Source organism: Chryseobacterium sp. Marseille-Q8038 (assembly GCF_965111995.1).
The window spans coordinates 139,419-164,865 of record NZ_CBCOPN010000001.1 but is presented as its reverse complement, the minus strand read 5'-3'; the positions used below and the strand labels follow the sequence as shown (position 1 = coordinate 164,865).

Here is a 25,447-nt window from a genome sequence, read left to right as displayed (position 1 = left end):
TAAAAAAACTGTGAAAACATAAGGCTGGATTCCTACGGAATGACAAGTATACCGCTTAGTTTATCCACATAGTTTGTCATTCCGTAGAGATCTAAACTGCATAAATTGAGCTTTTCAGAGAATGACTGTGTATATTTGTTGTTGACTCGTTTTTTACAGAGCAAATTGTTTAACTTTTCATAGTATTGAATTCAAAAACGAAACTCCTTCATTATGCTAAATGATTACAAAAAACACGAACTGTTTGGAAAACCTTTATTACAGAAGATTGATCTTAAAGCGCCATTCAGATCTGATTTCCCGGTTTCTGAGCAGGCTTGCTTTCTGTATGTTATTAAAGGAGAATTTCAATATAAAACAGCAGAACAGGAGTTTACTATTTCTACTAATTATTCACTGTTTCTTAATTGTATCAGCTCCGGAAAGTATATTCAAAACTCAGAATCGGAGGAGCATTGTGAAATCGTCATCGTTACTTTCTATCCGGATATTCTTAAAAAAATCTATGACAGGGAACTTCCTGTATTGCTGCAAAAACCAGCAAATATGGTCTCGAACCAATCCAATGAGAAAATAAATAATGATTTTCTGATTCAAAAATATGTAGAAGGACTGCTCTTCTATTTTGAAAATCCTTCCCTCGTTAATGAAGATATATTAATTCTTAAATTAAAAGAAATTATGTTGTTGCTGGCTCAATCCCAGAATGCTAAAGCTATTCAGCTGATCCTGTCACAACTGTTTTCTCCCACAACTTATTCTTTCAAGCAGATCATTGAGGCTAATTTATTTTCACAGCTCACCATTGAACAACTTGCAGAGCAAAGCAATCTGAGCCTATCATCCTTCAAAAGAGAATTCACCAAGTTATATAGTGATACGCCCGCCAACTATATAAGAAACAAAAAGCTGGAAAAAGCGGCCGAACTGCTTTTACTATCAGATGAACGGATTACTGATATCGCATTTGAATGCGGATTCAATGATCTGGCTACTTTTACAAAAAACTTCAGTGATAAATATCGTGTTACTCCTTCAAATTATCGCCAGGAACAAAAGGGGAAATAATTGAGGAGCATTTTTAGGTAATGCCACCGCTATTTCTTATTTCAATAAGAAATGTTTCTTTCTGGACCAAACTCTCAAATTCTTGAACTAAATCACAAAATCATTTCTGTCTATCTATCGCAAATTTGTACCATCAGTTACAGGGAACAGAAATATACCTGTCATTACAACTGAAAATGTATCAATTTAAAATACAATCAATATGAATCTATCAGGTTTAGGAATTTTTCATACCATTATCGGTATAGCTGCCCTTGCAGGGGCCATCACAGGGTTTATTAAATATGGTAAAATCAATCTCGCTCAGCGGTCCGGAAAAATATACTTGTATGCAACCGCCATTACATCACTTTCAGCTTTGGGAATTTCTAAGGCAGGAGGTTTCAATGCAGGGCATGTATTTTCCTTATTTATTATTTTTCTGATATGCATTGCGTATTTCCTTTTCTCCAATAAAAAGCATGTCGGGAAAGCAAGATATTTTGAGAATTTTTTGCTGTCATTCAGTTTTTTCCTATCATTGGTTCCCACAATTAATGAGACCTTTACGAGGGTTCCCATTGGGCATCCTTTGGCTAAGGATATCAAAGATCCGGTAATTGGCCAGACACTTCTTGTTGTTTTCCTGCTTTTTGTGATTGGATCAATCTTTCAGTTTATGAAGCAGAAAAAAGAGAATGTTGAAATTTCACGTCTTCAGTAGGGCATTTCTATTGTGACAAAGATGGTAAAAGTATAGAAGGTAGGGCTGGATTCCTACGGAATGACAAATACAACGCTTAGTTTATCCGTACAGTTTGTCATTCCGTAGGAATCTCTGTATAAATGAAAAGCCGGAAGATTGTTGGATAACGCAAAGGCGCAAGTTGTTTTCCAAATTGTATATTTTTAAGGCGCAAAGATTTTATCTCCGATAAAATGTGGTCGTGTCTAAAATTGTATCATCTATCAGTGTGAAGTCATTAACCAAGTTGCACCTGAAAATCATCACTCAAAGTCAAAACACCTTCTGCAAGATTTTCCGGATGTGTGGTAAAGCCTTTCAATTTTGAGGTTTTTCCCTTTAACACAAGGTCTAAAAGCTGCTTATCAGACAATTTTTTACCGAAAATTTCAAAGGTAATTTTGAAACCGCAGTTTTTAAAATCGGAACATCCTACTGCTGTTTTTCCTTTGATCAGGTTGTGTTCTTTGCATTTCGGGCATTTCGTTTCTTCCCAGGACTGAAGTTCTTTTTTCTGTGCAGGCTCTCTTTTTTTCTTTTCCTTTACTTCTTCTTTTTCTTCTTCCTGAAGGGTAATCACTTTTCCTTTTCCGTACACCACTTTTTCAGTAAGTTCGGTAACCATCTGAATCAATTCTTCTTTGAACAGGTTGGCTTCATACTCTCCTTTTTCAATTTTACGAAGTTTGGATTCCCATTCACCTGTCAGTTCCGGACTTTTTAACAGCTCGTCTTCGATGGTATCAATCAACTGAATTCCGGTTTGGGTAGCGATGAGGTTTTTTCTTTTTTTCTCAATGTATTTTCTTTTGAAAAGGGTTTCAATGATGTTGGCACGGGTGGATGGTCTTCCGATACCGTTGTTCTTCAGCATTTCACGCAACTCTTCATCTTCTACCTGTTTTCCGGCAGTTTCCATGGCTCTCAGCAGTGTTGCTTCGGTATAAGGTTTGGGAGGTGTTGTTTTTCCCTGGTGAATCATAGGATCGTGTGGTCCGGTTTCTCCTACGATAAATTCAGGAATAGTTTGTTCTTCCTCTTTTTCTTTGTCTTTATCGGCAGTTTCTTCTTTAGGTTCTTTGGCATAAACAGCTCTCCATCCTGCTTCAAGTACCTGTCTTCCACTGGTTTTAAAAGGAATCGTTCCTACTTTTCCTTCCACCAATGTATTTGAAATTTTACATTCCGGATAGAAAACGGCAATAAAACGTTTGGCAATCAGATCATAAATCAGTTTTTCTTCCCTGCTCAGATTTTGAGAAGGTGGGATTTCCGTAGGAATGATCGCATGGTGATCGGTTACTTTTGTATCGTCGAAAACAGCCTTTGATTTTGGAATCGGAGCTTCCAGTAACGGAGCAATCAGCTCCTGATAAGGATACATTTTCTGAAGAATACCTGTTATTTTCGGATATAAGCTCTCGGATAGATAAGTGGTATCAACACGCGGATAGGTTACGTGCTTCTTTTCATAAAGACTTTGGATATAATTCAGCGTATTTTCTGCTGAATAACCGTATTTTTTATTGGCTTCTACCTGAAGTCCGGTCAGGTCGAAAAGTCGTGGATTTTTTTCTTTTCCCTCTTTAATTTCGAAAGAAACGATCTCAAATGGGTTGACTTTAAGATATTCCAATCCTTTTTCAGCTCGTTCCAAGGTTTTTAAACGGTCAATCGCTGCATTGAAAAGAACGTCACGATATTTGGTTTTCAGTTCCCAATACTCTTCTGTGGTAAAGGCATCAATTTCTTTCTGACGCTGCACCAGCATGGCCAATGTGGGAGTTTGTACCCTTCCAATGGAAAGAACGGCTTTATTTCCCCCAAACTTCTTGGTAAAAAGTCTGGTCGCATTAATTCCCAACAGCCAGTCTCCGATAGCTCTGGCATTTCCGGCCAGATACAGATTTTTATAATCTTCTGCAGGTTTTAAGCTTGCAAAACCTTCTTTAATAGCATCTTCCGTCAATGAAGATATCCATAAACGCTGGATGGGTTTGTTACATTTTGCTTTCTGCAATACCCAACGCTGGATGAGTTCTCCCTCCTGCCCGGCATCCCCGCAGTTGATGACCTCATCACATTCTTCGACCAATTTTTCAATGACTTTAAACTGATTTTCAACGCCTTTATTCGGGATCAGCTTGATTCCAAAACTGTTGGGAATAATCGGCAGTGAAAATAGGTTCCAGGATTTGAACTGTGGGCCGTAGTCATGAGGTTCTTTCAGGGTACAAAGGTGTCCGAACGTCCATGTCACGCAATAGCCGTTTCCTTCCATATAGCCTTGTTTAGGCGTGGTAGCGCCCAATACTTTGGCGATATCTCTGGCAACACTGGGTTTCTCGGCAATACATAATTTCATGAACTCGGATTTATTGAAGGAGTGCAAAAATCGGGATTTTTTTTGGATTTTGCTAATTTAGCTCTAAGTATTGAAACTCTGACCTATACCCATTAATCTCACTCTTTCCAACCATTCATAAATCATAGAAGAGTTATATTTCAAATCTCCATTCTCATCTTTTTCTTTTTCTAGAGCAATTGCCATCAATGCAAACTCATTTTCTAAAGAGGTAGAAAAAATTCCTTGGTCATCAGTATTTATAGATACTGAAAGTTGTGGACAATTCCTTATTTTTTCGTGATCTAGCTCTAGTCCTAAATTAAAAAATTTAGTAATTGGATGTTTTGCGTATCTTCTAAAAGTTCCAATAAGATAGTTTGATGTAGGATTAGTTTCAATGGCAATATTTTTATTCTTTAATTCATGCATCATTTTAAACTGAACAGCTTCCACCAATTCCATATAAGCATGAGATATTTCAAATTGCTTAATCAGAGCGCCAGCTTTCTTAATTTTTGTATTAAAATGATACTGTTGATAAAGACATTTTATATCTATATTATTTCGAATATTTTTATTCTTGGGATATTCTTCATTGATTCTGCATCTTTCCCAATAAGTCAAATTAGGTTTTATATAAATATCCTCATTTAAATCTGATAAATATAAATAAGGATCATCGCCTCGAAGTTTCCAGGCATCGAAATAAGTAGTATGATGAATGTATTTTTGTTCTAGCAAGCTTCCTTTATCAAAATTAGCTGTATATAATTCATAAAATAAATTCTCATACAGTTTCTCAAGCCGATTCACTTCATTTCGATGAATTCCAATTCCAAATTTTCTAATTTTAGCTAATAACCAAACAATATTATCCAGAACCATTTGTTTGGGCAACATCAACTTAAACTGCTTGAAATCATAATATTCTTTAACATCAATTCCTAATGCTAATGCATGCCCAATTCTATCACCTTGTGTAAGATTTAAAAATCTGATACTTTCATCTATGGCACGCAAACCATCTACCAAATCATAAAAATCTTCTCCTGCGTGATAAGTTGCATATATTTTAGGCTCTTCCAGTTTATCTTTTAAATGGTTGAAATATCCTTTTATCTTGTGATTCTTCAAATAGCGAAACCCTTGTGCAAAAACTTCCGGACTTGCATTGAATTCACTAGATGCAGCATCTATCCCTCTGATCAAATCTGAAATTTCAGAATATCCTTCTCTCAGCTGACTTATGGCTATAGATTGTTTCTTTATTTCTATCCTTAAATCATGATGTCTGCACAATACTTCTTGTGATAAATCGGAATATTTTCTACTATCTCTTGTTTTAATATAATGTATTGTATAAAATATATTATTCTTTTTTAAATCAAATCTATTATTATCAAATAATGAACGGTTTAATTGTTTTGATAATATTGCTTGCTTATCTAAGGCTTTGTTATATCCTTCTAAACTTGATTTTAATTTTAACACACTATCCTTTGGAGCGACTCTTAATTCAAAAGACTTAATTTGGCTATGTGATTTTGTATCATGGACAGCCAAATTCATAAATGCGGTATGATAAATAGAATCATCAGGCAGAAAAAATTCTTTTCTATCCTGATACATTGAAAAATTACCGAAACCTACTTTGTCATTGACTTGAATAATTTCAGCCCTAAATTGGGCCTTAATCAACAAGTAAGCATGAAATAAATAAACATATGATTGAAACTTTATATCACCCGAATAAATCAGTTTAAAACAGTCATACAATAATTTCCGCTCTCCATAAAATACATAAGACTTTTCAAGATTCTGGATATGAATATTTTTAGGAATGGTATAGTCTATTATTTCCACATTACCTCTATATTCAAATTGATGTCCAAGATCATATCTCAATACTTCAATGTTTTTTGAAAGCTCATACATATTCATAAGCAGATCAAAAGATGTGGATGAATTACTTTCTTTAGATATATCAATAACAAATTCTTTACTTTCATCTATTTTATTTACTAACCTAAACAACTCATATCTTATATAAGCTGCTTTGTAAACAAGTATTTTTAATTCCTTTCTTGAACTTTGAGATGCATTAGAAATTTTTGTTAATAAACTTATTTCTTTTTTTAAATCCTCAAATGCTTCTTCAAAAGAGATTGGGTGGTTCATTATATTGATCCAGCTTAAATCAAAAACAGGTCCTGAGCCTTAGATGAAAATGATTTTCTGCTAGTCCTTTTTTTAAAAGTTGATGAAGCCTTTTATTATCAGAAAATGCAGTAGGTCTCCACGCAAAGAAATCTCTTTTGCGTTGAGATCGATTATCCAAGCAAGCATAAAAAGAAGTAGTAAGAATATCTTCCCCAATATAATAGGATAAGTCTCTCCATTTTAACAAATGTTCATATACTACAAATGGTTCTAAATCTTGCTCCACTAAAACTTTAGAAGTAAAATGATTGAGAATATGGAAATAGTTTTTATTTTTTTCTTGTTGAACATCATGAAACCAATCTGACTCAAGTTTATAGTAAACATTTTGAATTTCATCTACAGAATAGCTTGAAAAAGTTCTAAACCCTTTTTCAATAAAATTATTTACATTAATATATTTCTCTGAATCCTTTTTTGATAAAATAAAATCTGAACAGTAATCTGTAAATAATAAACGGATTGATTTACGAAGATTATCCATTAATAAAATTTTTCCAACTCAGATTGAAAATCCATTAGTAATAAGACTTGATCTTCAAAAGCTGTAATAAGTCCAACTTTTTTATAGAAATCTTCTATCAATTTAATTATAGGAGAATTTGGATCAATTTCTACAATTTTCTTCTTAAAATTTGAAAGAGTTCTCTTATTCCATAAATCTTTTTTTGAATAAGTCGTAATTATTTTATTTATATCTAATTCTTCATTCTTTTTCTTATTGTCATTCTCTATTTTTGATACTTCATATATTTTATTTATAGTTTGTTTTATAGAATCAATTGATTTATTTTCGTTTTGTTCATTTTCATCGTTTTCTTCACCTCCATTAATATCATATAATTCATTTAAATCTACTACTGTTTTATTTGAATAAGTTAATTTATTAAAGTATTTTAAAAATATTTTAATAACTGGATAATCAATATAGTCTGTCACCAATCCATTGATGTTATAAATATTTTCAATTTTATCTAATGAATAAATTGTTCCATAAATAAAAAGTAAACATATATCGTCAAAATAATTATTAGGAAGAGAATCCTTTACTTCTTTTAATCTAAACTCATTGATATATTCAAAAAGCTTCAAAGTAAAGGAAGGGTTATAAAGTTGTTTGATAAATATAGAATTATTAAACCATTCTATATTCCTTTTTATAAACTCCGTATCAATATCATAATGAAATATAGAAGATAAAATATCAATATTATAAATATTATGTAAAATTGCAAATGGTGATAAAGTTCCTTTAGTATAACGGTCAACAAAAATATCTTTATCTAATGTTTCTCTATAGGTTTCATACCCCTCACCTAAATATAATACAAAAAGACTCAGCAAAAACTTTTGATCAGAATCAAACTTTTTCAGGTAGGGATTTAAAGATTTATTGAAATCGATAAAATCTCTTGAAAAAATATATTTTTCTTTAGATAGGATATTCAAATATCTATTAACAAACCCATATTTTGTAAACTCTAACTTTGTTAAATCATTTTTAAAACACATAATCCTCAAAGAAAAATACATTTTAAAAAGATCTAAAAACTTAAAATCAGCATAATTATCAATTGAAATAGAACTTTCAAAATCTTCTAAGAAAAAATAAATATCTCCTAATGAGACTGTACTTGCTATATTAGCTTTTGCAAATGTTTTATCATCCTTAAATCGTGTTTTTTCATAATAATCATATCTTAGATAATATAACTTTTTTAATACAATAATCAAAAATAATTCATCAGAAACATCTTCCAATTCTCGGATAATCGCACTTCGTTTTTCATTAATTTTATAAATCTCACTAATTATATATTCTCTTATTTTTTCTATATTATGAGTTGTCAATAAAATATTTATAAAATTCTGAGTTTCTCTAATTGTTTCTGGTAAAATAAAATTTCCACCTAATTGATTATTTACTTGCAGTAAGTTAAGTTTTTCAAAAATTAATTTGATCATCACTTGATTAAAATTAATATCAGAACTGTCAAATATAATTTTCTTTTCCAAAAGAACCTTGAATTTAATATTTTCTAATTTTTGGACGTCTGGTAATGCAATTCTCCGATTAAATGGTATTAATTTATCTATATATCGTTTGGATTTATCCTCAATATCATCTTCAATTTTCAAATTTTTGTATTGAATTTTTATTGCTTCGGTTAATTGTTCCATTTTGCAAGCTATCAATAAAATCACCCTCTGCTGAATAATAAATTGTCTGATATCTTCAAGCATTTTATATGCCCCATCTACATTAATATCAAAATCATCAATTGCAATTAACAATACTTTATTACCCTCAAAATCATCCAAATAACATTCAACCAATTGTTTAAAATGTTCTTTTAAATCGCTACTAACGGCCAATTTACTTAAAGCTTCTATAGATTCTTTCTTATATAACTCTTTACGATCAGAATTTATAATCTGTAAATCTTTAAAAACTTCTTGAAAGTGATTTATTAATTCTCTTCTTTTTTCATTAGATAAATCTTTTTTCAATTTCAATTCCTTTTTGGAATTTTTTAAACATTTTAGCCAAAATTATTTCAAGAAGACTTTCACCACCTCTAAAAAGAGAAGGGTCGATAATATCTATTTCAGCAAATGAAATATCTTTTAGAAACTCTGCATTTCGATTTTCAAAATAATTAAGATGATCATTATGCTTTTTATTTACCAAAGCATCCCTAAATGATATCATCGAAGAGGACTTTCCTTTTCCTCTTTCTCCTGTAAAAGCAATTATATTGTTAAAATCATCATATTTGGAATCTTTATTCTTTACTATTTCTATAACATTATTTAATGCATCATAGTAAACATCTTTGAATATTGAACCTTGAAATTCATTTCCTTTTTCAATTTTTATCTTATACTCTTCATTAAGATTTATTTCCAAAGTTGTTAAAGTATCATCACAGGGAGTAAGAGTTTCATTCATAAATTTTCAATTGATTATTTTTAGTTTTAATCGCCTAATATAATAAAATTCAACACACAAAAATTACGGTTTCCCACAATAAAAAAGCCCCCTTAAAAAAGGAGGCTAAATCAACAATGTAATGAAACTAGGTTCATTATTTCTTTTGAGCTTCTGAAATAGCATCAGCAATTCCTCCGCCTGCAGTTTCAAAGAAGGCAGGACCAGCCAGAAGATATACTTTTTCTAATTTTTTTGTGGTGGACAACTTGTGTTCTTTCAGGTAATTTTCTGAACGGTTGGCGTGTACAATTCCTCTTACTACGTTTCCGGCTACCAAAGCGGTTGGAGAGTCTATTCCGGCATCTTTCAGATCGCTGGCAAAGGCAAAGTTGGTAACACCTAATCTCATCGCTTCACGGGCTGCCACTTCACCTACGGAGGTCATTAAATCTGGAGTGAACTTGTTGCGGTCACCTAAGCCGATCAGTAATAATTTCTTTGCAGACATCGATCCGGCAGGTGGTGTAATTAAAAGGGTTTCCAAAGAATGTCCCTGAAACTGTCCAGCCTTTCTGATATTGGTTAGTTCTCCTTTTAAAGCTTCATCCAGGTGAACTAGTCCGTTCAATTTAGCAGGTAAGGCCTGAGCATTGAAGATGTCTCCTTCTGTATATTCGAAAACACAGGCTACCTGAAGCTGGGCATCTGCTGAGGAAGGTCCCTGTACCAATCCTACCATGGAGATTCCGTCTACGGTCCCCCAGGTTTTGGAGGTTCCGATGGCTGTCGTTTTTGCAGTGGTTGTTTGTGCAAAATTTAATGTTGAGAATGCTAATGTTGCAATTACCAGTGATTGTTTTACTGTATTTTTTAGTGTATTTTTCATGAGATTTTTTTGTTGTTAGTTGCGGGTTGCTAGTGTTTTGTTGGATAACGCAAAGGCGCTAAGTTTTTGCTGTTGTTTTATTTTTTAAGGCGCAAGTCGCTTCGCTCCGGCTATTTTTGTTTTTTCAAAGGTAGTTTCTGTGATGGAAAGGTGCATTGATGTGGGATAATTGTTCACTTAATTTTCAAATTATCTCATTTTCACATTTTCAAATTCCCTATATTTTTTTAAAACTTAAATACAATTCTGGAGTTGATAAAGAGTCCGTCTTTGGGGTTATCGATGACATCATTGATGAAAGCTCCTGTATTAAAATACTGTATTCCTGTATTAAAGGTTAAAAATGAATTGATTTTATAATTAAAGCTTCCTAAGAAAGCCGTTCCGATGTATCTCTTTTTTGAGTTTGAAGATGGTAGGTTTAATGTTCCGCTGGGTCTGTAAATTCCGTCCTGGGTAGAATATCTCCAGTTGAAAACTACGTCTGCCTGAACGGTTATTTTTTTACCTAAATCAATGGTTGCATAGGGATGAATATCAATTAAGTTTACAGGTCCGATCTGAGGATTAAATCCAAAATATCCACCTTTCGGATACAGAGGATTGAATGTCCCTAATGTTCCGTCTCCTTTATTGCTGTCACCTGAGATATAATCATTTCTAAGATTGATGGTTGGTTTTCCTTTTACATTTTCAAACATATATCCGATGTCTGCAGAAGCCGTCCATGCGCTGATATTTCCTTTATTAAAGTTGCCAAACTGATAGGCTGCTTCAAAATTGTAGATAAAGCCACCGCCATATTTCCAGAATCTTCCCCCAAAAGTATGTCTGTTTTCGTCTGAAAGTCCGTCTTCAAAGCGTACATCTTTTCTGTGAATCCCCAGATAATACAGCTCCAGGTTTCCACTTCTGGGAATAATCCATGTGTTGTAACTTCCCCAAAGGTTGACTGATTTCGAAGATTTGTTATCAAATGCTCCCGGGTTGATTTCACTGGCAGCCATCATAAAGGCATCAGATCTGAAATTTCCTCTTTTGTACATGAATTTTAATCCATCAAAATAGAGTCTTAAATTCGGACCTTCTCTTACGGAGATCAGTCTTCCGCTTCCATAGTCCAATTCCTGCCTTCCTGCACGTACGGTCAGTTTTTCTTTATCATTTTTCAGGATATCGACATCAATGAAGAGGTTCTGAATATTCAGATGGTCTTCATCAATCGGTCTTGGTCCATTTTTCCTTCCATTTTCCCATGCACTTCTCACCTGCCCGAAAATTCTTACCCGTGAACCCAGATGCAGATCTCCATGTATCGTGTATCTTTGAATCAGAAAAGGATTGCTTCCAATTCCCATTCTGCCCCAGTCTTCATTATTAAAATCTACAAATTCCAGTCTTGCTTCTCCTCCCAATGACAGATATTTGCTATTGTTTTCTGCAATCGGGATGTATTTTATGGAGTTATAAAAAGTTTTTGCGGAGTCTTTGTATGCCGCATAATCTTCATCAAACCTCATCAGCTTAAACTGAGCTGAGAGCTGAATTGGAATAAAAATCTGCAGTAACAGTACAATGGCAATGAGTTTTTTCATAATTATTTCTTTGTTAAATAATAATCCACTGAATATTTTCCTGAACCCATCCATAATAAAAACAGGTAACACAAACTGTACATAAACGGAGTATCTTTTACCAGTAGTGCATCATTCCAATGGAGAATAAAATATCCTGTAAGGGTTACAGCCAAGATCGGCAATACGGCAATTCTTGTGAAAAATCCAAAGATTACAAATACCGGAAATACGAGATTGGCAGCATCTGCAAAAAGACTGTTGAATGCTTCCGGAAGGTGCAACGGATTCGGAACCTGCTCTGCTTCTGAAACACCTACTCCTATTTTTTTTAATCCGTGGGCTACGATTAATTCTACAGAAAGTAAGACTCTGAAAACTAAAAGTGCAATATTGATTAGTTTTTCTGACGGATTGGTATTGGTGATGATATGGATTAGCTTTTTCATGATTGTTATAACTGTTTTACTATTGAAGACTTTTATAGGTAAGACCACCCCGTCAAAAATTCTTTGAATTTTTGCCACCCCTCCGGAGGAGGGGAATTTTTGTGCTTTTGATTAGGTATTGGTTATTGGGTTTGATAGCCTCCGTAATATTTCACGGGTGACCATTCCGGAATGACAGGAAGCGTTGCTGGTGCGGCTGTTTTGTAGGTTTCATCTCCGTACACTACTTTTCCGTCTACTATGGTTAGTTTTGAAGTAATGTTTTTAATTTCTTCATCCTTAACCTCAAAATAGTCTTTATCCAAAATGGTAAGGTCTGCAAAATATCCCTTTTGTATTTTTCCTTTCTGATAGTCTTTTATTAATTCATAGCCGCCATAAGTAGAAAGAGATAAGGCTGTTTTTCTGTCCAGGGTATTTTCTTTGCCCATCACCTGAGTTCCTCCGATGGTTTTTCCTGTTGTGATCCAGTATAAAGCAACCCATGGATTGTAGCTTGCGACTCTTGTTCCGTCTGTTCCCAATCCTACGGGAATTCCCATTTCAAGCATTTTTTTCACGGGAGGAGAAGCTAAAGCCGGCTTTTTACCATATCTGTGGATGAAACTTTCTCCCTGATAAGCCATTCTGTGCTGTACTGCAATTCCTCCACCCAAAGCTTTTATTCTTTTCATATTGTCTTCTGTAACGGTTTCTGCGTGATCAATAAACCAGACTAATCCGTTCAAAGGAGTTTCTTTGTTGACTTCCTCAATGACATTTAAAAATCTTGTGATACTTTCATTATAGGTAGCATGAATTCTGAAAGGCCATTTATTTTTTACCAGAAGACTTACGACCTCTTTCATATTTTTCTCCATGGTAGCGGGAAGTTCTGGTCTTGGAAAAAGGAAGTTTTCAAAATCGGCACCATCAGAAACCAGGTTTTCACCACCTCCGTTCACATGGTAATCTATTTCATTGAAATCATTGTGGCCATGATCATCAATCTCTACCATTCCTATCCATTTGGTATAATCTGCAAGCTCAGAACCTTTCTTTTGAGCAAATAAATAGTAAGGTAAGCGAACGGTAATTTTTCCTTCTTTGTTCAGCTTATCTGTTGTTCCATAATCGTCAGGAAAATTTTGGAATCCTCCTCCTGCATCCATTACAGACGTTACCCCTAATCTGTTCAGTTCCGTCATATACTGGAGGGTTGAGTTTATTTTTTCTTCTTCTTTCAACTCCGGTAATTTGGCTAATGTTGAATAAAGGATGAATGCATTAGGTTCTGCAACCAACAATCCTGTGGGATCTCCGTTGTTGTCTTTTTCGATGAGTCCTTGTGCTGGATTTGGAGTTTCTCCGTTGATATTCAGTTCTTGTAATCCTGCTTTGTTTAGCCATGCTTTTCCATAAAGATACATGATGAATGTGGGAACATTCCCTGTGGCCTCATTAATTTCAGCCAGTGTGGGAAGTCGTTTTTCTTCAAACTGATATTCATTCCAGCCTCCAATCACTCTTACCCATTGTCCTTTGGGTGTTCTCTGTGCCTGTTCTTTCAACATTTCCAGTGCTCTTTTTAAAGATTTCACCCCATCCCACCGAAGTTCTGTATTATAAAATCTTCCTCCACGGATCACATGCAAATGACTGTCAAATAAACCGGGAATCACTCTGTTTCCTTTGGCATCAATAACTTTTGTATTGCTGCTTTTTAATTTTAAAATCTGGGCATTAGTTCCTGTCTGCAAGATTTTATGATCTTTTATAGCTACAGCCTGTACTTCGGGATTTTTATCATCCATGGTGGTGATCTTCCCATTGGTAATGATCATGTCTGCTTTCTGAGCATGGAGTATTCCTGTTCCTAAAACCGCAGAAAAGATAAGTGTATTCAGTAATTTCATTATTTCAATATTTTAGTTTGAAGGTTTCGGCAGGCTGAAAGCCTGCCGAAAACAGACATCATTAATGTTTTAACATTTCCTGAGCATACTGAATTCCTATACCGTAAGCTCCTCCGTGTTTTTTCATCAGATCATTAACTGGTTTGTACGTTTCTTTTCTTGCCCAATCTCTCTGAAGTTCCAACACATACTGAACAGAAGTAATTGGGTGTGCTCCTGCCTGAACCATACGGGTGATTGACTGATCGTGAGCTTCTTTAGAAATATCCCCTGAAGCATCTGTTACCACATATACATCATACCCTTCATCAATAGCTGATAATACAGGGCCTACGATACATACACTTGTCCATAATCCTGCAAAAACCAGTTTCTTTTTATTTTTTCCTGTGATGGCTTTGTGAGCATTAGTGTCTTCCCAGGTATTCATTGTGGTTCTGTCTACATATCCGCTTGTTGCTTCAGGATATACTTCTGAAATTTCAGGGAAAACAGGTCCGCTGAATGATTTTTCAGCCACCGTTGTTACCACTGTAGGAACATTAAATATTTTTGATCCTCCAGCTACCAGTGCTACATTATTTCTCAGTTCTTCCATGCTGATGCTCTTTGTTGCAAAAGCCATTTGGCCTTCATGATCAATCAATACTACGGCATGGTTGGTAGGGTTTAATAATGATTTTCCAGGGTTTTGAGCTGATGCTGTGAATGATAATAAACCAGCTGCAAATGATAGGATTAATTTTTTCATAATTTTTAAAATTTAAGGGTTGTTATTTCTGTTTAATTTTCTTTTACATGGTCATTGGCACCTCCATTACAAGGATTTCGGTACCTTCTTTAATGGCTTTGATATTAATATTCTGAATATCCCAGACTCCAAATCCATCGCGTTCTTCCAAAATTTCTCCGCCGATTTCTGCACTTCCTTTAAGAATGAAAACATAAATGCCGTTTCCATTTTTTCTGATCTTATAATGCGTTTCTTTATTCTGATCAAAAGTTCCCAAATGAAACCAGGCATCCTGATGAATCCATACTCCTTCATCGTCTGCATTGGGAGAAAGAACCTGTTGAAATGTATTGTGACCTTTTGTTTTATCTAAAGTGATCTGATCATATCTTGGAGTTACATTTCTTTTTTTAGGATAAATCCAGATTTGAAGGAATTTTACCAGCTTATCACTGTTTTTGTTGAATTCACTGTGCATGATTCCCGTTCCTGCGCTCATCACCTGGATGTCTCCACTTCTGATCACTGCCGTATTTCCCATGCTGTCTTTATGTTCAAGATCACCTTCTAAAGGAATACTGATGATTTCCATATTGTCGTGAGGGTGTGTTCCGAAACCTCTGCCTGCTTCCACTTTGTCATCGTTCAGGACTCTCAATACTCCGAAATGCATTCTTTCAGGATTGTGATAATTGGCAAAACTGAAAGTGTGCTGGCTCAGCAGCCATCCGTGGTCAGCTTTCCCTCTTGAGTCTGCTCTGTGGATTACAGAATTTTCCTTTATTTTTGATTCTGTATTAGGAAGGTGATTATATCCGATCGGTTCTAATGGTTCAATTTCATCGATATCATTTTTCATAGCGCTTGCCAGAGAAGCTGATGCGACAAACATTCCTGTTCCCAGTAATCCTTTTTTTAAAAAATCTTTTCTGTCCATATCTCAGTTGTTATTTGTTCGTTTTTGATATGACAAATGTAGAGCGCTGAAAAACCCTGCACATTTAACTAGTTTAATAAATGACTTTGCAGCAAAAAAAAATGCCGGATACTTTTGTATCCGGCAGTATTACTATATTGAATTGTTATTTTTGGTAAAACACAAAGGCGCAATATGTATATTATAATGGTTATTAAGGCGCAAAGATTTTATCTCCGATAAAATTATTTATCACAAGATAGAATCTGTGTAAATCTGTGTAATCCGTTGGTAAAAAAATTATTTCTCTTTTGAGGCAAGTCGTTTTCTGATGGTACTTACAAATTCTTTTGAAACGCCGAGATAAGAAGCGATGTAATATTGTGCTACTCTTTGTGGAATTGAAGGATATACTTTGATAAATTCAAGGTATCTGTCTGAAGCTGTTTTGGAGATCGTATTGACCAGTCTGCTTTGTAATGTGGCGAGATTCCTTTGAACCAGCATTCTGAAAACTCTTTCAAATTTAGGGATCTCCTGAAGTAATTTTTCTTTGGTTGCAGGATTCAGCATATAGATTTCCGAATCTTCCAGCGTCTCAATATAAACTTTAGAGGGCTTCTGCTCCTGAAATGAAGCAATATCACTGATCCACCAGTCTTCAATGGCAAACAGAAGCGTAACTTCGGAGCCGTTATCATCCAAACAGTACATTCTCACACATCCTTTGTGAATATATCCTTCAAACTGACAGATTTCTCCTTCTCTGAGTAAAACCGTTTTCTTGGGAAACGACTGACAGGCAAGCAGATCTGTAAATATTTTTTCTTCTTCGGGAGTAATGGAGATAAATCTTGTAATATTTTTGATGATATTTTCGAACATAATGTAGCATTTACCCCTGCAAATTAGGAAAAAGACTGTAAACTTCATTCTTTAAAAGCCCACTTCCTCCTCCATAATGGTCGATCACTTTAACATCTTTATCTAATCCGGCGCAAAATGCTTTGATATTTTTCTCAAAATCATCCTCCAAACCTGAGCTTAAAAGGACAATATCCAGTTTATTTTCTCTTATATATTCATAGCAGAAATTTTCATCACTTTGTATTTCAGCCGTCCAGCCTTCATTATTTTCTATAATTCTTTTTAAAGTATCCAGAATTTCCTGATTCTTTCCAATAACTAAAAAATGTAATGTTTTCATCTTGTTCAAGGTTTAAAGTTTAAAGTTCAAGGTTCAAGGTTTAAGGTTTAAGGTTGAGTGTTTATATTGTTTGAATAAAGGGTAAAAGATAGATGAAATTACTCTAATCCTCTCAAACCCTCCGACCCTCAAACTCACATCTTCCATCCGGAATCCTTCTACAAATGCTTATTCCCCGTAATTTTCAGTTCATTAAGATCCAGTTGGGATTCTGCTTTTCTGATTTCATCATCACTGAAGAGTTTTTCTCGCTTCATTTTAAACAGTTCCTTTCTCTGCAGGGCAAATATATCCAGCATTACTTTGTGATATTCTGCCATATCATTTTGTCTGTTCGTACACATTTCAATAGAGCTTAAATGATTCTGATGGAGTTTAATATCATTTTCCAATGCTTTTTTAAGATTTTCAAGCAGGTTATTGCTGTTCACTGCATCATTATACTCCTGGTCAAGTTTGTGAACGGCAAGCCTATCCAACCTCATCTGAATTCCTGCCTGCTGTTCGTGGGAAGGAAGAATGGGATCAATCTCTCCGATCTTTGTTAATTTAATTACCAAAGGCAATGTCAGTCCCTGAAATACCAGTGTCACAAAAATGACTACGAATGTGATAAAAATGATCAGGTTTCTCATCGGGAATTCCGCCTGAGTATTCATCATAACCGGAATTGAAAGGGCTGTTGCCAGAGAAACAACTCCTCTCATTCCTGCCCAGCCTATAATTAGAGGGTTTTTCCATCCCGGACTAGGATCACGACGGGCTTTTTCACTGAACCATCTTGGGAGATGAGCCACAGGATAAATCCACAACAAACGTACTACAATGACAATCAAACTGATAATTAAACCATATTTGATTCCTTCCATCAAAGAAATTTCCCCTAATCCATTGATGATATCCGGAAGTTCGAGCCCTATTAATACAAAAACCAGAGCATTCATCACAAAAATAAGGGTGTTCCAGACTCCTGTCATGTTAATTCTTGTGGTTCCTGTTTTAAAAATTTCATGAGCACGGAAAGACATAAACAATCCTCCGCTTACCACCGCCATCACTCCCGAAAAATGAAAATGTTCCGCAGAAAGAAACAAAATATAAGGAGTCATTACGGTAAGAGCCGCATCAATGGCTGGTGTTGTAGGTAAAAAACGGTGAATGGCATAGAAAATATGAGCTCCTGCAATTCCTATGACCACACCCATTCCTGCTACCAGAAAAAATTGTCCTGTTGCTTCATGCATTGAAAAAGCACCTGTCATTACTGCTGCCAGAGCAAATCTGAAAACAATAAGTGAAGAGGCATCATTAATCAAACTTTCTCCTTCCAGTATGGCGATTGTACGTTTTGGAACTTTTACCCCCTTTAAAACTGTAGTGGCGGCAACTGCATCTGGTGGCGAAACAATTCCTCCCAATAAAAAACCTAATGCCAGTGTAAAACCCGGGATCAGCATTTGTGAAGTATAAGCAACGACCAGAGAAGTCAGAAATACCAGTCCAAAAGCCAAAAGGCTGATGGGACGTTTCCATTTCCAGAAATCATTCCATGAGGTATACCAGGCTGCTTCGTATAAAAGAGGAGGTAAAAAAATTAAAAATATAATTTCGGGATCCAGTTTTAAAACAGGTACTCCCGGAATAAGACTGATTCCTAATCCGGCAAGAACCAGAAAAATGGGATAGGCAATTTTAATCCGCTGCGCCAGCATGACCAGCAGCATGACCAGTAATAAAAGGCCTAATATTAAGAGTAGTTGTTCGTGCATGTTTTTTAGAAGTTAGAAATTAGGGGTTAGAGGTTAGTTTTTAGATTCTGGTTATTTAGGTTTTGGCTAAAGCCAGTGGATTGATTATTTATTGTAAGGCGGGCTAAAGCCCACCGCTATTGAATTGTCATTGTTTTAAAATCCCAATTATAAAGATTAACCACAAAAGTCACAAAGTTTTTATTTTAAAATGTTTATAAAGTTTAATAGCATACAATATAAACATCACATGAGATAAAAATCAAAGATTTTTATAAAACTTAAATGTTCTTTTCAGGAGCTCGATATTTACTTATCAAATCTTTTGTGACTTTTGTGGTTAAATTATTTAAATATCACGGAATTAGCTATTTCAATTTCTTCCTCATTAATAGAATGTCCAAAGTTAGCATATACTTTTTCTGTTACCTCCGCATTCATTTCTCTTAAAATATTGGCTGTAGCATATACTCTTTCTACAGGTACATGAAAATCCGGATTGCTGGTTCCCAGAAAAACTGGGGTTCCGGCAAAGTCGCCTTTATAGTTTTCACGATTAATTTTATCTCCTATCACCCCACCGATAATAGCTGCTGCTCCACCGAATTTCTGCGCATTACGGGCTAAAAATTCAAGAGTAAGACAGGCTCCCTGAGAAAATCCGAAAAAGTATATATTTTCAGGTTTAATTCCGGCTTTTACTGCCGCTTTTACTGTTTCATCAACCATTTCAAGAGCTGATGATAACCATGGTTCGTTCTGTTCCACGGGTGCTATAAATGAGAAGGGATACCAGGTGTGATTCAGTGCCTGTGGCGCTAGCAGAGCATAATCTTTTACATTTAAATGCTGTGATAAACTCAGAATATCCTGAGCACTTCCTCCACGGCCATGAATCATAATCAAAACTTTTTCTGCCTGATTCAATGGTATTCCTGCTGTTTTTATATTTAAAATATGACTCATTATTTCTATCTGAATTTTTCTATTGGATAATTAATTACGGGAAGAACTTCTGTCAGACGTTCTCTTCTTTTTTCAAACTGCTGAGGCAACTGCAGATCTTCTCCTAAAAACGCTGCTTCTTCATCTACATCGAAACCAGGGCCGGAAGTGGCAATTTCAAATAACACACCGCCAGGTTCTTTAAAATATACGGATGTAAAATATTTTCTGTCCTTCACTTCTGTATGTTCCAATCCGTATGCATTTAATCTTTTTACCATTTCCAGCTGAGATGCTGCATCAGAAGTAGCGAAAGCCACATGATGAACCGTACCTCTTCCTGCCAATCCTTTCAATGCACTAGGTATAGACAGCAGATCTACATATTTTCCCGGCATATTTTCTGTTCCCAATCTCAGTCTGTCAGGAGTTTCCTTAATCACTTTATGATCCATCTGAGTGGTCAGAAGAGCCGCCGTTCTTTCATAGGCATCCTGCCAGATTTCTACGTGATGAATTCCTTTGATGGCATAATCTTTAGGAATATACCCATTGTAATATCCTTTTCTTTCGTCTTTATCATTAAACACCAACTCCAGTCCTAGCCCGTCAAAATCTTCAAGATAAATAAAAACTTCATCAGAAAATCTTTGCTGCGGTTGTTTGAAAGGAATATTAAACTGCTCGAGACGGTTCATCCAATAATCCAGGGCTTCTAAAGAAACTGAAAAAGCAGTGGTATTGAGCATTCCTTTACCATGTCTTCCATTAATCAAATCTTTGCCATAGGGAAAAGTGGTCATAATGGTTCCCGGTGTTCCGTATTCGTCACCGAAATAAAAATGGTAAACATCTGAGTAATCGAAATTAACCGTTTTTTTAATTAAACGAAGTCCTAAAACTCCCGTGTAAAAGTCTATATTTTCCTGTGCATTTCCGGTAATTGCCGTAACATGATGCAGTCCTGTGATAAGTTTCATTGTGTTGAAATTGTTAATTGGTTATGATGATGGAAGGCGAGATTCGGAATTAGAGTTGATAAGTTAGAGAGTAGTTTTATGCATCGTTTGTCTTTCACTTCTATTTTTTAGCTCAAGACGCTCAAACCCTCTTACCCTCTTACCCACCGACTCTCAAACTCACTACAGTTCTTCCTTCATCCAGACATCGTTATATTCTTCCGGGTGGCGTTTGAACTGAGCGTGAACATACGGACACAACGGTACAATTTTCAAATCATTTTCTCTTGCATAGGAAACCAATCTTTCCAGTAAAATTTTCGCGAAACCTTTCCCTTCGTATTCCTGATTTACTTCGGTATGGTAAACAGCCAGCTTTTTTCCAATGACTGATATATCCATTTTACCTGCTTTATGATCGTCTGAGAAAAGTTGAATTTCTCCTTTTCTTCCTTCTAAAACTATTTCTGTTCTTTCCATTTTATTTGTTTTTAATTCTTAATTCAAAATTAGCATCTTTATCAGTACTGACCGATGATCTATGATAAGTTCGGAAGTACGCCTTCTATTTTGTCACGCATTCCTTCGTATTGAACGGGAAGTTTCAGATTTTTGCCCAATTCATTCAAAGGTTCGTCTACGGTGAATCCCGGATTATCAGTTGCTATTTCAAACAATACACCACCAGGCTCACGGAAATATAATGAATAGAAGTAATCCCTGTTGATCTTCGGAGTAATACTCAAACCACCTGATAAAGCTTTCTCGCGATATTCCATCAGAACAGTATCATCTTTCACTCTGAATGCAATGTGGTGATTGGTTCCGGCAGCATTTCTTCCGGCAGGAATGTTATCATTTTCAATAATATCCACAAGATTGGCAGTATCAATTGCATCCGTTGCCAATCTGTATCTTTCTCCCTCTTGTTTCTGCAAATCGTATCCTAAAATATCTGTCAGAACTTTGATGGTAGGATCTGCTTTTTTTAAGGTTAAAGTAACATTATGGAAACCTTTCAAAGCGTTTTCATCTTTGATATCATCTGTTGTCCATACTTTTCTGTTGTCTTCACTAAGCGGTTCTATCAACTGTAACTGAAGCCCGTCCGGATCTTTAAAAGAAATCATTTTTTCTCCGAAGATTTCGCCCTCTTCTGTAGCTACATGTAAGCTTTGTAAATGATTTTTCCAGAATTCAAGACTTCCTTTGGGTACTGAATATCCAATATGTGTAGCCATTCCGCTTCCATTATTTCCTTTTCCTATTCCTTCCCACGGAAAGAAAGTAAGGATGGTTCCCGGTGTTCCTTCTTCATTTCCGAAATAGAAGTGATACGTTCCCGGATCATCAAAATTTACCGTTTTTTTCACAAGTCTTACTCCTAAAACCTTTGTATAAAAATCTAAATTTCTTTTGGCATTGTCTGCAATTGCAGTAATATGATGCAGACCTAATATTCTATTGTCCATGTCTTTAATTTTGATGCTAAATTACAGTGAACAGAAATCCTGTGCATTTAACTAGTTTAATAAATCAAAAAGGTCCAATAATCTTGTCTCTTTATTTAATTTAAAATTCACAGATTTGTTGGAAATTCAAGCAATACATAAAGTAAGGTTGATAAATAATCTACAAAATAAAAATGCATCCGAATAAATTTCTACCTATTTCACCCATGACAATATAAAAATTATTTAATTCTTATAAATTTCAATTTATATTACATTTTTAATAATTAGAAATAAATGATATTTTCTCTATTTTTTGAAATAAAAGGCATTAAAAACATTTTTCAAATTAAAATAAATGAGTGAATTTAAAATTACAAAATACTAATAAACAGTAATTTAAATCATTAACAATAAATTAATATTTAAAATACCTACTTTTTTAGTAGACTAATAAAAATTAAATTATATATTTGCAAACGTATTCAGGAAATAAAACAAAATGAAGACAAAATCAAACAATAATACAATTAAGAAACATACCATCAAAAATATGATGAAGGATATCTGTATGCCTATACATCAAGAATACTGTGGTTGACCTTACTTTTATATAGATATATTTTCAAAAAGGCTTTACCACGTGGTAGAGCCTTTTTTATTGAACACAACAACATCAAAAAAATAAAAATGAGCAATTCTAAAAACAAATGGTTGATTCCATTGGCTTTTACAAACATCTATGTGATATGGGGAATTACGTTTTTAGCTATTTCATTTGGCCTAAAAGGTTTTCCGCCATTCATTCTTTCAGGATTAAGATTTCTGGTTGCCGGAATTCTGATGATAGGATATCTTCTTTCTAAAGGAGAAAAAGCAAATTCTCTGATCAACTGGAAGAAAAATGCAATTACCGGTATTCTTATTCTTACCGGAGGAACCGGGCTTGTAGCCTGGGGAGAACAATATATAACGGCTTCTGAGGCGGCTATTTCTATTGCCACCGGGCCATTCTGGTTTATTGCTATCGACAGAAAAAACTGGAAATATTATTTTTCGGATAAATTCATTCCTATAGGATTGGCCATTGGATTTGCAGGACTAATTATGTTTTTAAAAGGAAGTGTAAACTCAAATGCTGCTCATGCTATTGCTAATGAAAATCTCCGTATAACTGCGTTTGTCGTATTGGGATTAAGCTCCATCGCATGGGTATTGGGTTCTTTATATTCAAAGAAAAATCCGGCTTCTCAATCTACATTTATGAATATTGCCCAACAGCTTATCGTAGCAGGATTAGCCTCCTTTCTTATTGCTTTTTTCAGAAAAGAATGGACTGATTTTTCAGTTTCTGCTGTTCCGTTATCGGCATGGTTTGGGGTTCTATTTTTGATCTTCTTTGGATCCATAGTCGCTTATTTGTCGTACATTTGGCTTCTGTCCGTAAAACCCGCTGCCTTGGTAAGCACCCATACCTACATCAATCCTATCGTAACAGTGATTGCTGGCTGGATTATTGCCAACCAAAGCATCAATGGAGGTCAGCTGTACGGCTTATTCGTTATATTGCTGGGAGTACTTCTAACGAATGTCACCAAGTATTTCAGACTTTCAAAACGGTCCAAGGTCAAAATCAGAAGAGTAAGGAGATTTTTTAACAGAACAGGCAGACCGTATCAGCCTATTTAAAAAGTATATAAAATCAGAATGATAGAAATCAGAAACATATCAAAAACATTTCATCAGAAAAAACAGTCTTTTAAAGCACTGGATAAGGTAAGTCTTACCATAGATAAAGGAGATATCGTAGGAATTATAGGATTTTCGGGTGCAGGAAAAAGTACCCTGATCCGTACGGTAAATCTATTGGAAAGACCGGATGAAGGACAGATTATCATTAACGGAAAAGATTTTACCCAACTGAGTTCTAAACAACTGGCTGAGGAGCGTAAAAAAATCGGAATGATTTTCCAGCATTTCAATCTTCTTTCTTCGAGAACTGTTTTTGATAATGTAGCGCTTCCTCTTGAACTGGACCATACCAGCAAGGACGAAATCAACAGAAAAGTTAATGAATTACTGAAGATTGTAGGACTTGAAGATAAAGCCAACGATTATCCTAAAAGCCTTTCCGGAGGGCAGAAACAAAGAGTTGCCATTGCAAGGGCTTTGGCCAATGATCCTCACCTTCTGCTTTGTGATGAAGCCACCAGCGCACTGGATCCTGCTACCACGCAGTCTATTCTGCAGCTTTTAAGAGATATCAATCAGAGACTGGGAATTACCATCCTTTTAATTACCCACGAAATGGAAGTGATCAAAGCGGTCTGCAACCACGTAGCCGTGATCGATAAAGGAAAATTATTAACAAAAGGTACATTAAGCGAGATTATTTCGGATAAAGAAAACCCGATAATCCGCCAATTTATAAATTCAGATATCATGACCCTGCCACAGGAATTCATTAGCAGACTGCAGAAAGAACCTAAAGAAGGTTTATTTCCGCTGGTCGAAATAGAACTTAACGAAAACATCAGTGTTGAACAAATTCTTTCAACGCTGTACAACCAATATAAAATCCCTTATAAATTGTTAAAAGCAGATGTAGAGTATTTTGGAGATTCCAATTTTGGGAAACTTCTGCTGCAGCTTCAGGGTGAAACTGAAGAAAACCAACAGGCGATCTATTATTTCAACCAAAATAAAATTCAAAATACAGTAAAAGGATATGCTTAGTGATACGGTAATTGCCCTTTTGGCAAAAGGAACCTGGGAAACGGTTTATATGACATTTTTATCCGGATTTTTTGGATTTGTACTGGGTCTTCCGGTAGGAATTCTGTTATTTTTAACAAGAAAAGGCCAGCTGCTGGAAAATGTAGCCTATCATAGAGGGCTTTCTATTTTGGTTAATATTTTCCGTGCAATTCCTTTCATTATTCTGATTGTATGGATGATTCCTTTTACCAGAATTCTGGCAGGAACTTCCATTGGAGTAAATGCTGCTTTGGTTCCATTAAGTGTGGGTGCAGCTCCTTTTATTGCAAGACTTGTAGAAAACAGCCTTATTGAAGTTCCTCATGGTCTTATAGAAACAGCAAGAGCCTTGGGAGCTTCTCCATTACAGATCATCAGAAAAGTACTGCTTCCTGAAGCACTTCCTTCATTAATCAATAATGCTACCATCACTTTGATTACCCTTGTAGGCTACTCAGCAATGGGTGGTGCTGTAGGAGCAGGTGGACTTGGACAGGTGGGCTACCAGTATGGATATATCGGATATGATATTGTCATTATGAATACGGTATTGATTCTGCTTGTACTTTTGGTTTTCTTCATCCAGTTTATGGGCGACAGGTTGTCAAAAAGATTTGATCACAGGTAATTGGG

23 protein-coding genes are annotated in these 25,447 nt (G+C 35.2%); 5 read left to right on the top strand and 18 right to left on the bottom strand.

Annotation, left to right across the window (positions count from 1 at the left end; all coding sequences use genetic code 11):
• The first annotated feature begins 213 nt into the window (after positions 1 to 213).
• Positions 214 to 1,068, top strand: a complete 855-nt coding sequence (locus tag ACWPWS_RS00765; protein WP_454045150.1) for a helix-turn-helix domain-containing protein — start codon at positions 214 to 216, stop codon at positions 1,066 to 1,068.
• 202 nt (positions 1,069 to 1,270) lie between these two features.
• Positions 1,271 to 1,771 carry a hypothetical protein gene (locus ACWPWS_RS00760; protein WP_454045149.1) on the top strand — a complete coding sequence of 167 codons (501 nt, stop codon included), beginning with the start codon at positions 1,271 to 1,273 and terminating at the stop codon, positions 1,769 to 1,771.
• Between the two features lie 259 nt (positions 1,772 to 2,030).
• Here ACWPWS_RS00760 and ACWPWS_RS00755 read toward each other — a convergent pair whose 3' ends face one another.
• The 18 genes from ACWPWS_RS00755 to ACWPWS_RS00670 form a co-directional block, all read right to left on the bottom strand.
• Positions 2,031 to 4,157, bottom strand: a complete 2,127-nt coding sequence (locus ACWPWS_RS00755; protein WP_454045148.1) for a DNA topoisomerase 3 — start codon at positions 4,155 to 4,157, stop codon at positions 2,031 to 2,033.
• 63 nt (positions 4,158 to 4,220) lie between these two features.
• Positions 4,221 to 6,317 (bottom strand): hypothetical protein, encoded by a 2,097-nt coding sequence (locus ACWPWS_RS00750; RefSeq protein ID WP_454045147.1) that lies wholly within the window; start codon positions 6,315 to 6,317, stop codon positions 4,221 to 4,223.
• A gap of 19 nt (positions 6,318 to 6,336) precedes the next feature.
• Entirely contained in the window at positions 6,337 to 6,843 is a 507-nt protein-coding gene (locus tag ACWPWS_RS00745; RefSeq protein WP_454045146.1) for a hypothetical protein, read from the bottom strand.
• On the bottom strand, positions 6,843 to 8,870 hold the full coding sequence (locus ACWPWS_RS00740; RefSeq protein ID WP_454045145.1) for a hypothetical protein: 2,028 nt from the start codon (positions 8,868 to 8,870) through the stop codon (positions 6,843 to 6,845). Before ACWPWS_RS00740 ends, ACWPWS_RS00745 begins: the two co-directional genes overlap by 1 nt.
• Entirely contained in the window at positions 8,851 to 9,312 is a 462-nt protein-coding gene (locus ACWPWS_RS00735; protein WP_454045144.1) for a hypothetical protein, read from the bottom strand. Before ACWPWS_RS00735 ends, ACWPWS_RS00740 begins: the two co-directional genes overlap by 20 nt.
• 136 nt (positions 9,313 to 9,448) lie before the next feature.
• The gene (locus ACWPWS_RS00730) at positions 9,449 to 10,180 is read right to left on the bottom strand and encodes a M17 family peptidase N-terminal domain-containing protein (protein ID WP_454045143.1); all 732 of its coding nucleotides are present in this window, start codon (positions 10,178 to 10,180) and stop codon (positions 9,449 to 9,451) included.
• Between the two features lie 227 nt (positions 10,181 to 10,407).
• Positions 10,408 to 11,775, bottom strand: a complete 1,368-nt coding sequence (locus ACWPWS_RS00725) for an alginate export family protein (protein WP_454045142.1) — start codon at positions 11,773 to 11,775, stop codon at positions 10,408 to 10,410.
• A gap of 2 nt (positions 11,776 to 11,777) precedes the next feature.
• Positions 11,778 to 12,203, bottom strand: a complete 426-nt coding sequence (locus ACWPWS_RS00720) for a DoxX family protein (protein ID WP_454045141.1) — start codon at positions 12,201 to 12,203, stop codon at positions 11,778 to 11,780.
• A 122-nt stretch (positions 12,204 to 12,325) separates the two neighbouring features.
• Positions 12,326 to 14,098 carry an amidohydrolase gene (locus ACWPWS_RS00715; RefSeq protein ID WP_454045140.1) on the bottom strand — a complete coding sequence of 591 codons (1,773 nt, stop codon included), beginning with the start codon at positions 14,096 to 14,098 and terminating at the stop codon, positions 12,326 to 12,328.
• A gap of 61 nt (positions 14,099 to 14,159) precedes the next feature.
• Complete coding sequence (locus ACWPWS_RS00710; RefSeq protein ID WP_309512450.1) at positions 14,160 to 14,849, bottom strand: hydrolase; 690 nt, start codon at positions 14,847 to 14,849, stop codon at positions 14,160 to 14,162.
• A 43-nt stretch (positions 14,850 to 14,892) separates the two neighbouring features.
• Positions 14,893 to 15,768 (bottom strand): pirin family protein, encoded by an 876-nt coding sequence (locus ACWPWS_RS00705; protein WP_454045139.1) that lies wholly within the window; start codon positions 15,766 to 15,768, stop codon positions 14,893 to 14,895.
• Between the two features lie 279 nt (positions 15,769 to 16,047).
• Entirely contained in the window at positions 16,048 to 16,632 is a 585-nt protein-coding gene (locus ACWPWS_RS00700) for a Crp/Fnr family transcriptional regulator (protein WP_105680850.1), read from the bottom strand.
• A 10-nt stretch (positions 16,633 to 16,642) separates the two neighbouring features.
• The gene (locus ACWPWS_RS00695; RefSeq protein WP_454045138.1) at positions 16,643 to 16,954 is read right to left on the bottom strand and encodes a hypothetical protein; all 312 of its coding nucleotides are present in this window, start codon (positions 16,952 to 16,954) and stop codon (positions 16,643 to 16,645) included.
• 158 nt (positions 16,955 to 17,112) lie between these two features.
• Complete coding sequence (locus tag ACWPWS_RS00690; protein ID WP_454045137.1) at positions 17,113 to 18,723, bottom strand: Na+/H+ antiporter; 1,611 nt, start codon at positions 18,721 to 18,723, stop codon at positions 17,113 to 17,115.
• Positions 18,724 to 19,047: 324 nt separating this feature from the next.
• Positions 19,048 to 19,668, bottom strand: coding sequence for an alpha/beta hydrolase (locus ACWPWS_RS00685; RefSeq protein WP_454045136.1), 621 nt, complete (start codon positions 19,666 to 19,668; stop codon positions 19,048 to 19,050).
• Positions 19,669 to 19,673: 5 nt separating this feature from the next.
• Positions 19,674 to 20,627 carry a VOC family protein gene (locus tag ACWPWS_RS00680; RefSeq protein ID WP_454045135.1) on the bottom strand — a complete coding sequence of 318 codons (954 nt, stop codon included), beginning with the start codon at positions 20,625 to 20,627 and terminating at the stop codon, positions 19,674 to 19,676.
• Positions 20,628 to 20,789: 162 nt separating this feature from the next.
• Positions 20,790 to 21,086, bottom strand: coding sequence for a GNAT family N-acetyltransferase (locus ACWPWS_RS00675; RefSeq protein ID WP_454045134.1), 297 nt, complete (start codon positions 21,084 to 21,086; stop codon positions 20,790 to 20,792).
• 59 nt (positions 21,087 to 21,145) lie between these two features.
• Positions 21,146 to 22,078 (bottom strand): ring-cleaving dioxygenase, encoded by a 933-nt coding sequence (locus ACWPWS_RS00670; RefSeq protein WP_454045133.1) that lies wholly within the window; start codon positions 22,076 to 22,078, stop codon positions 21,146 to 21,148.
• A 669-nt stretch (positions 22,079 to 22,747) separates the two neighbouring features.
• Here ACWPWS_RS00670 and ACWPWS_RS00665 point away from each other — a divergent pair.
• The 3 genes from ACWPWS_RS00665 to metI are packed head-to-tail and all read left to right on the top strand — an operon-like array spanning position 22,748 to position 25,442.
• A complete protein-coding gene (locus ACWPWS_RS00665; protein WP_454045132.1) occupies positions 22,748 to 23,746 on the top strand; it encodes an EamA family transporter in 999 nt (332 codons plus the stop codon).
• Between the two features lie 18 nt (positions 23,747 to 23,764).
• Positions 23,765 to 24,793 carry a methionine ABC transporter ATP-binding protein gene (locus ACWPWS_RS00660; RefSeq protein WP_209788912.1) on the top strand — a complete coding sequence of 343 codons (1,029 nt, stop codon included), beginning with the start codon at positions 23,765 to 23,767 and terminating at the stop codon, positions 24,791 to 24,793.
• Positions 24,786 to 25,442 (top strand): methionine ABC transporter permease MetI, encoded by a 657-nt coding sequence (metI, locus tag ACWPWS_RS00655; protein WP_209788909.1) that lies wholly within the window; start codon positions 24,786 to 24,788, stop codon positions 25,440 to 25,442. Before ACWPWS_RS00660 ends, metI begins: the two co-directional genes overlap by 8 nt.
• The last annotated feature ends 5 nt before the right edge of the window (positions 25,443 to 25,447 follow it).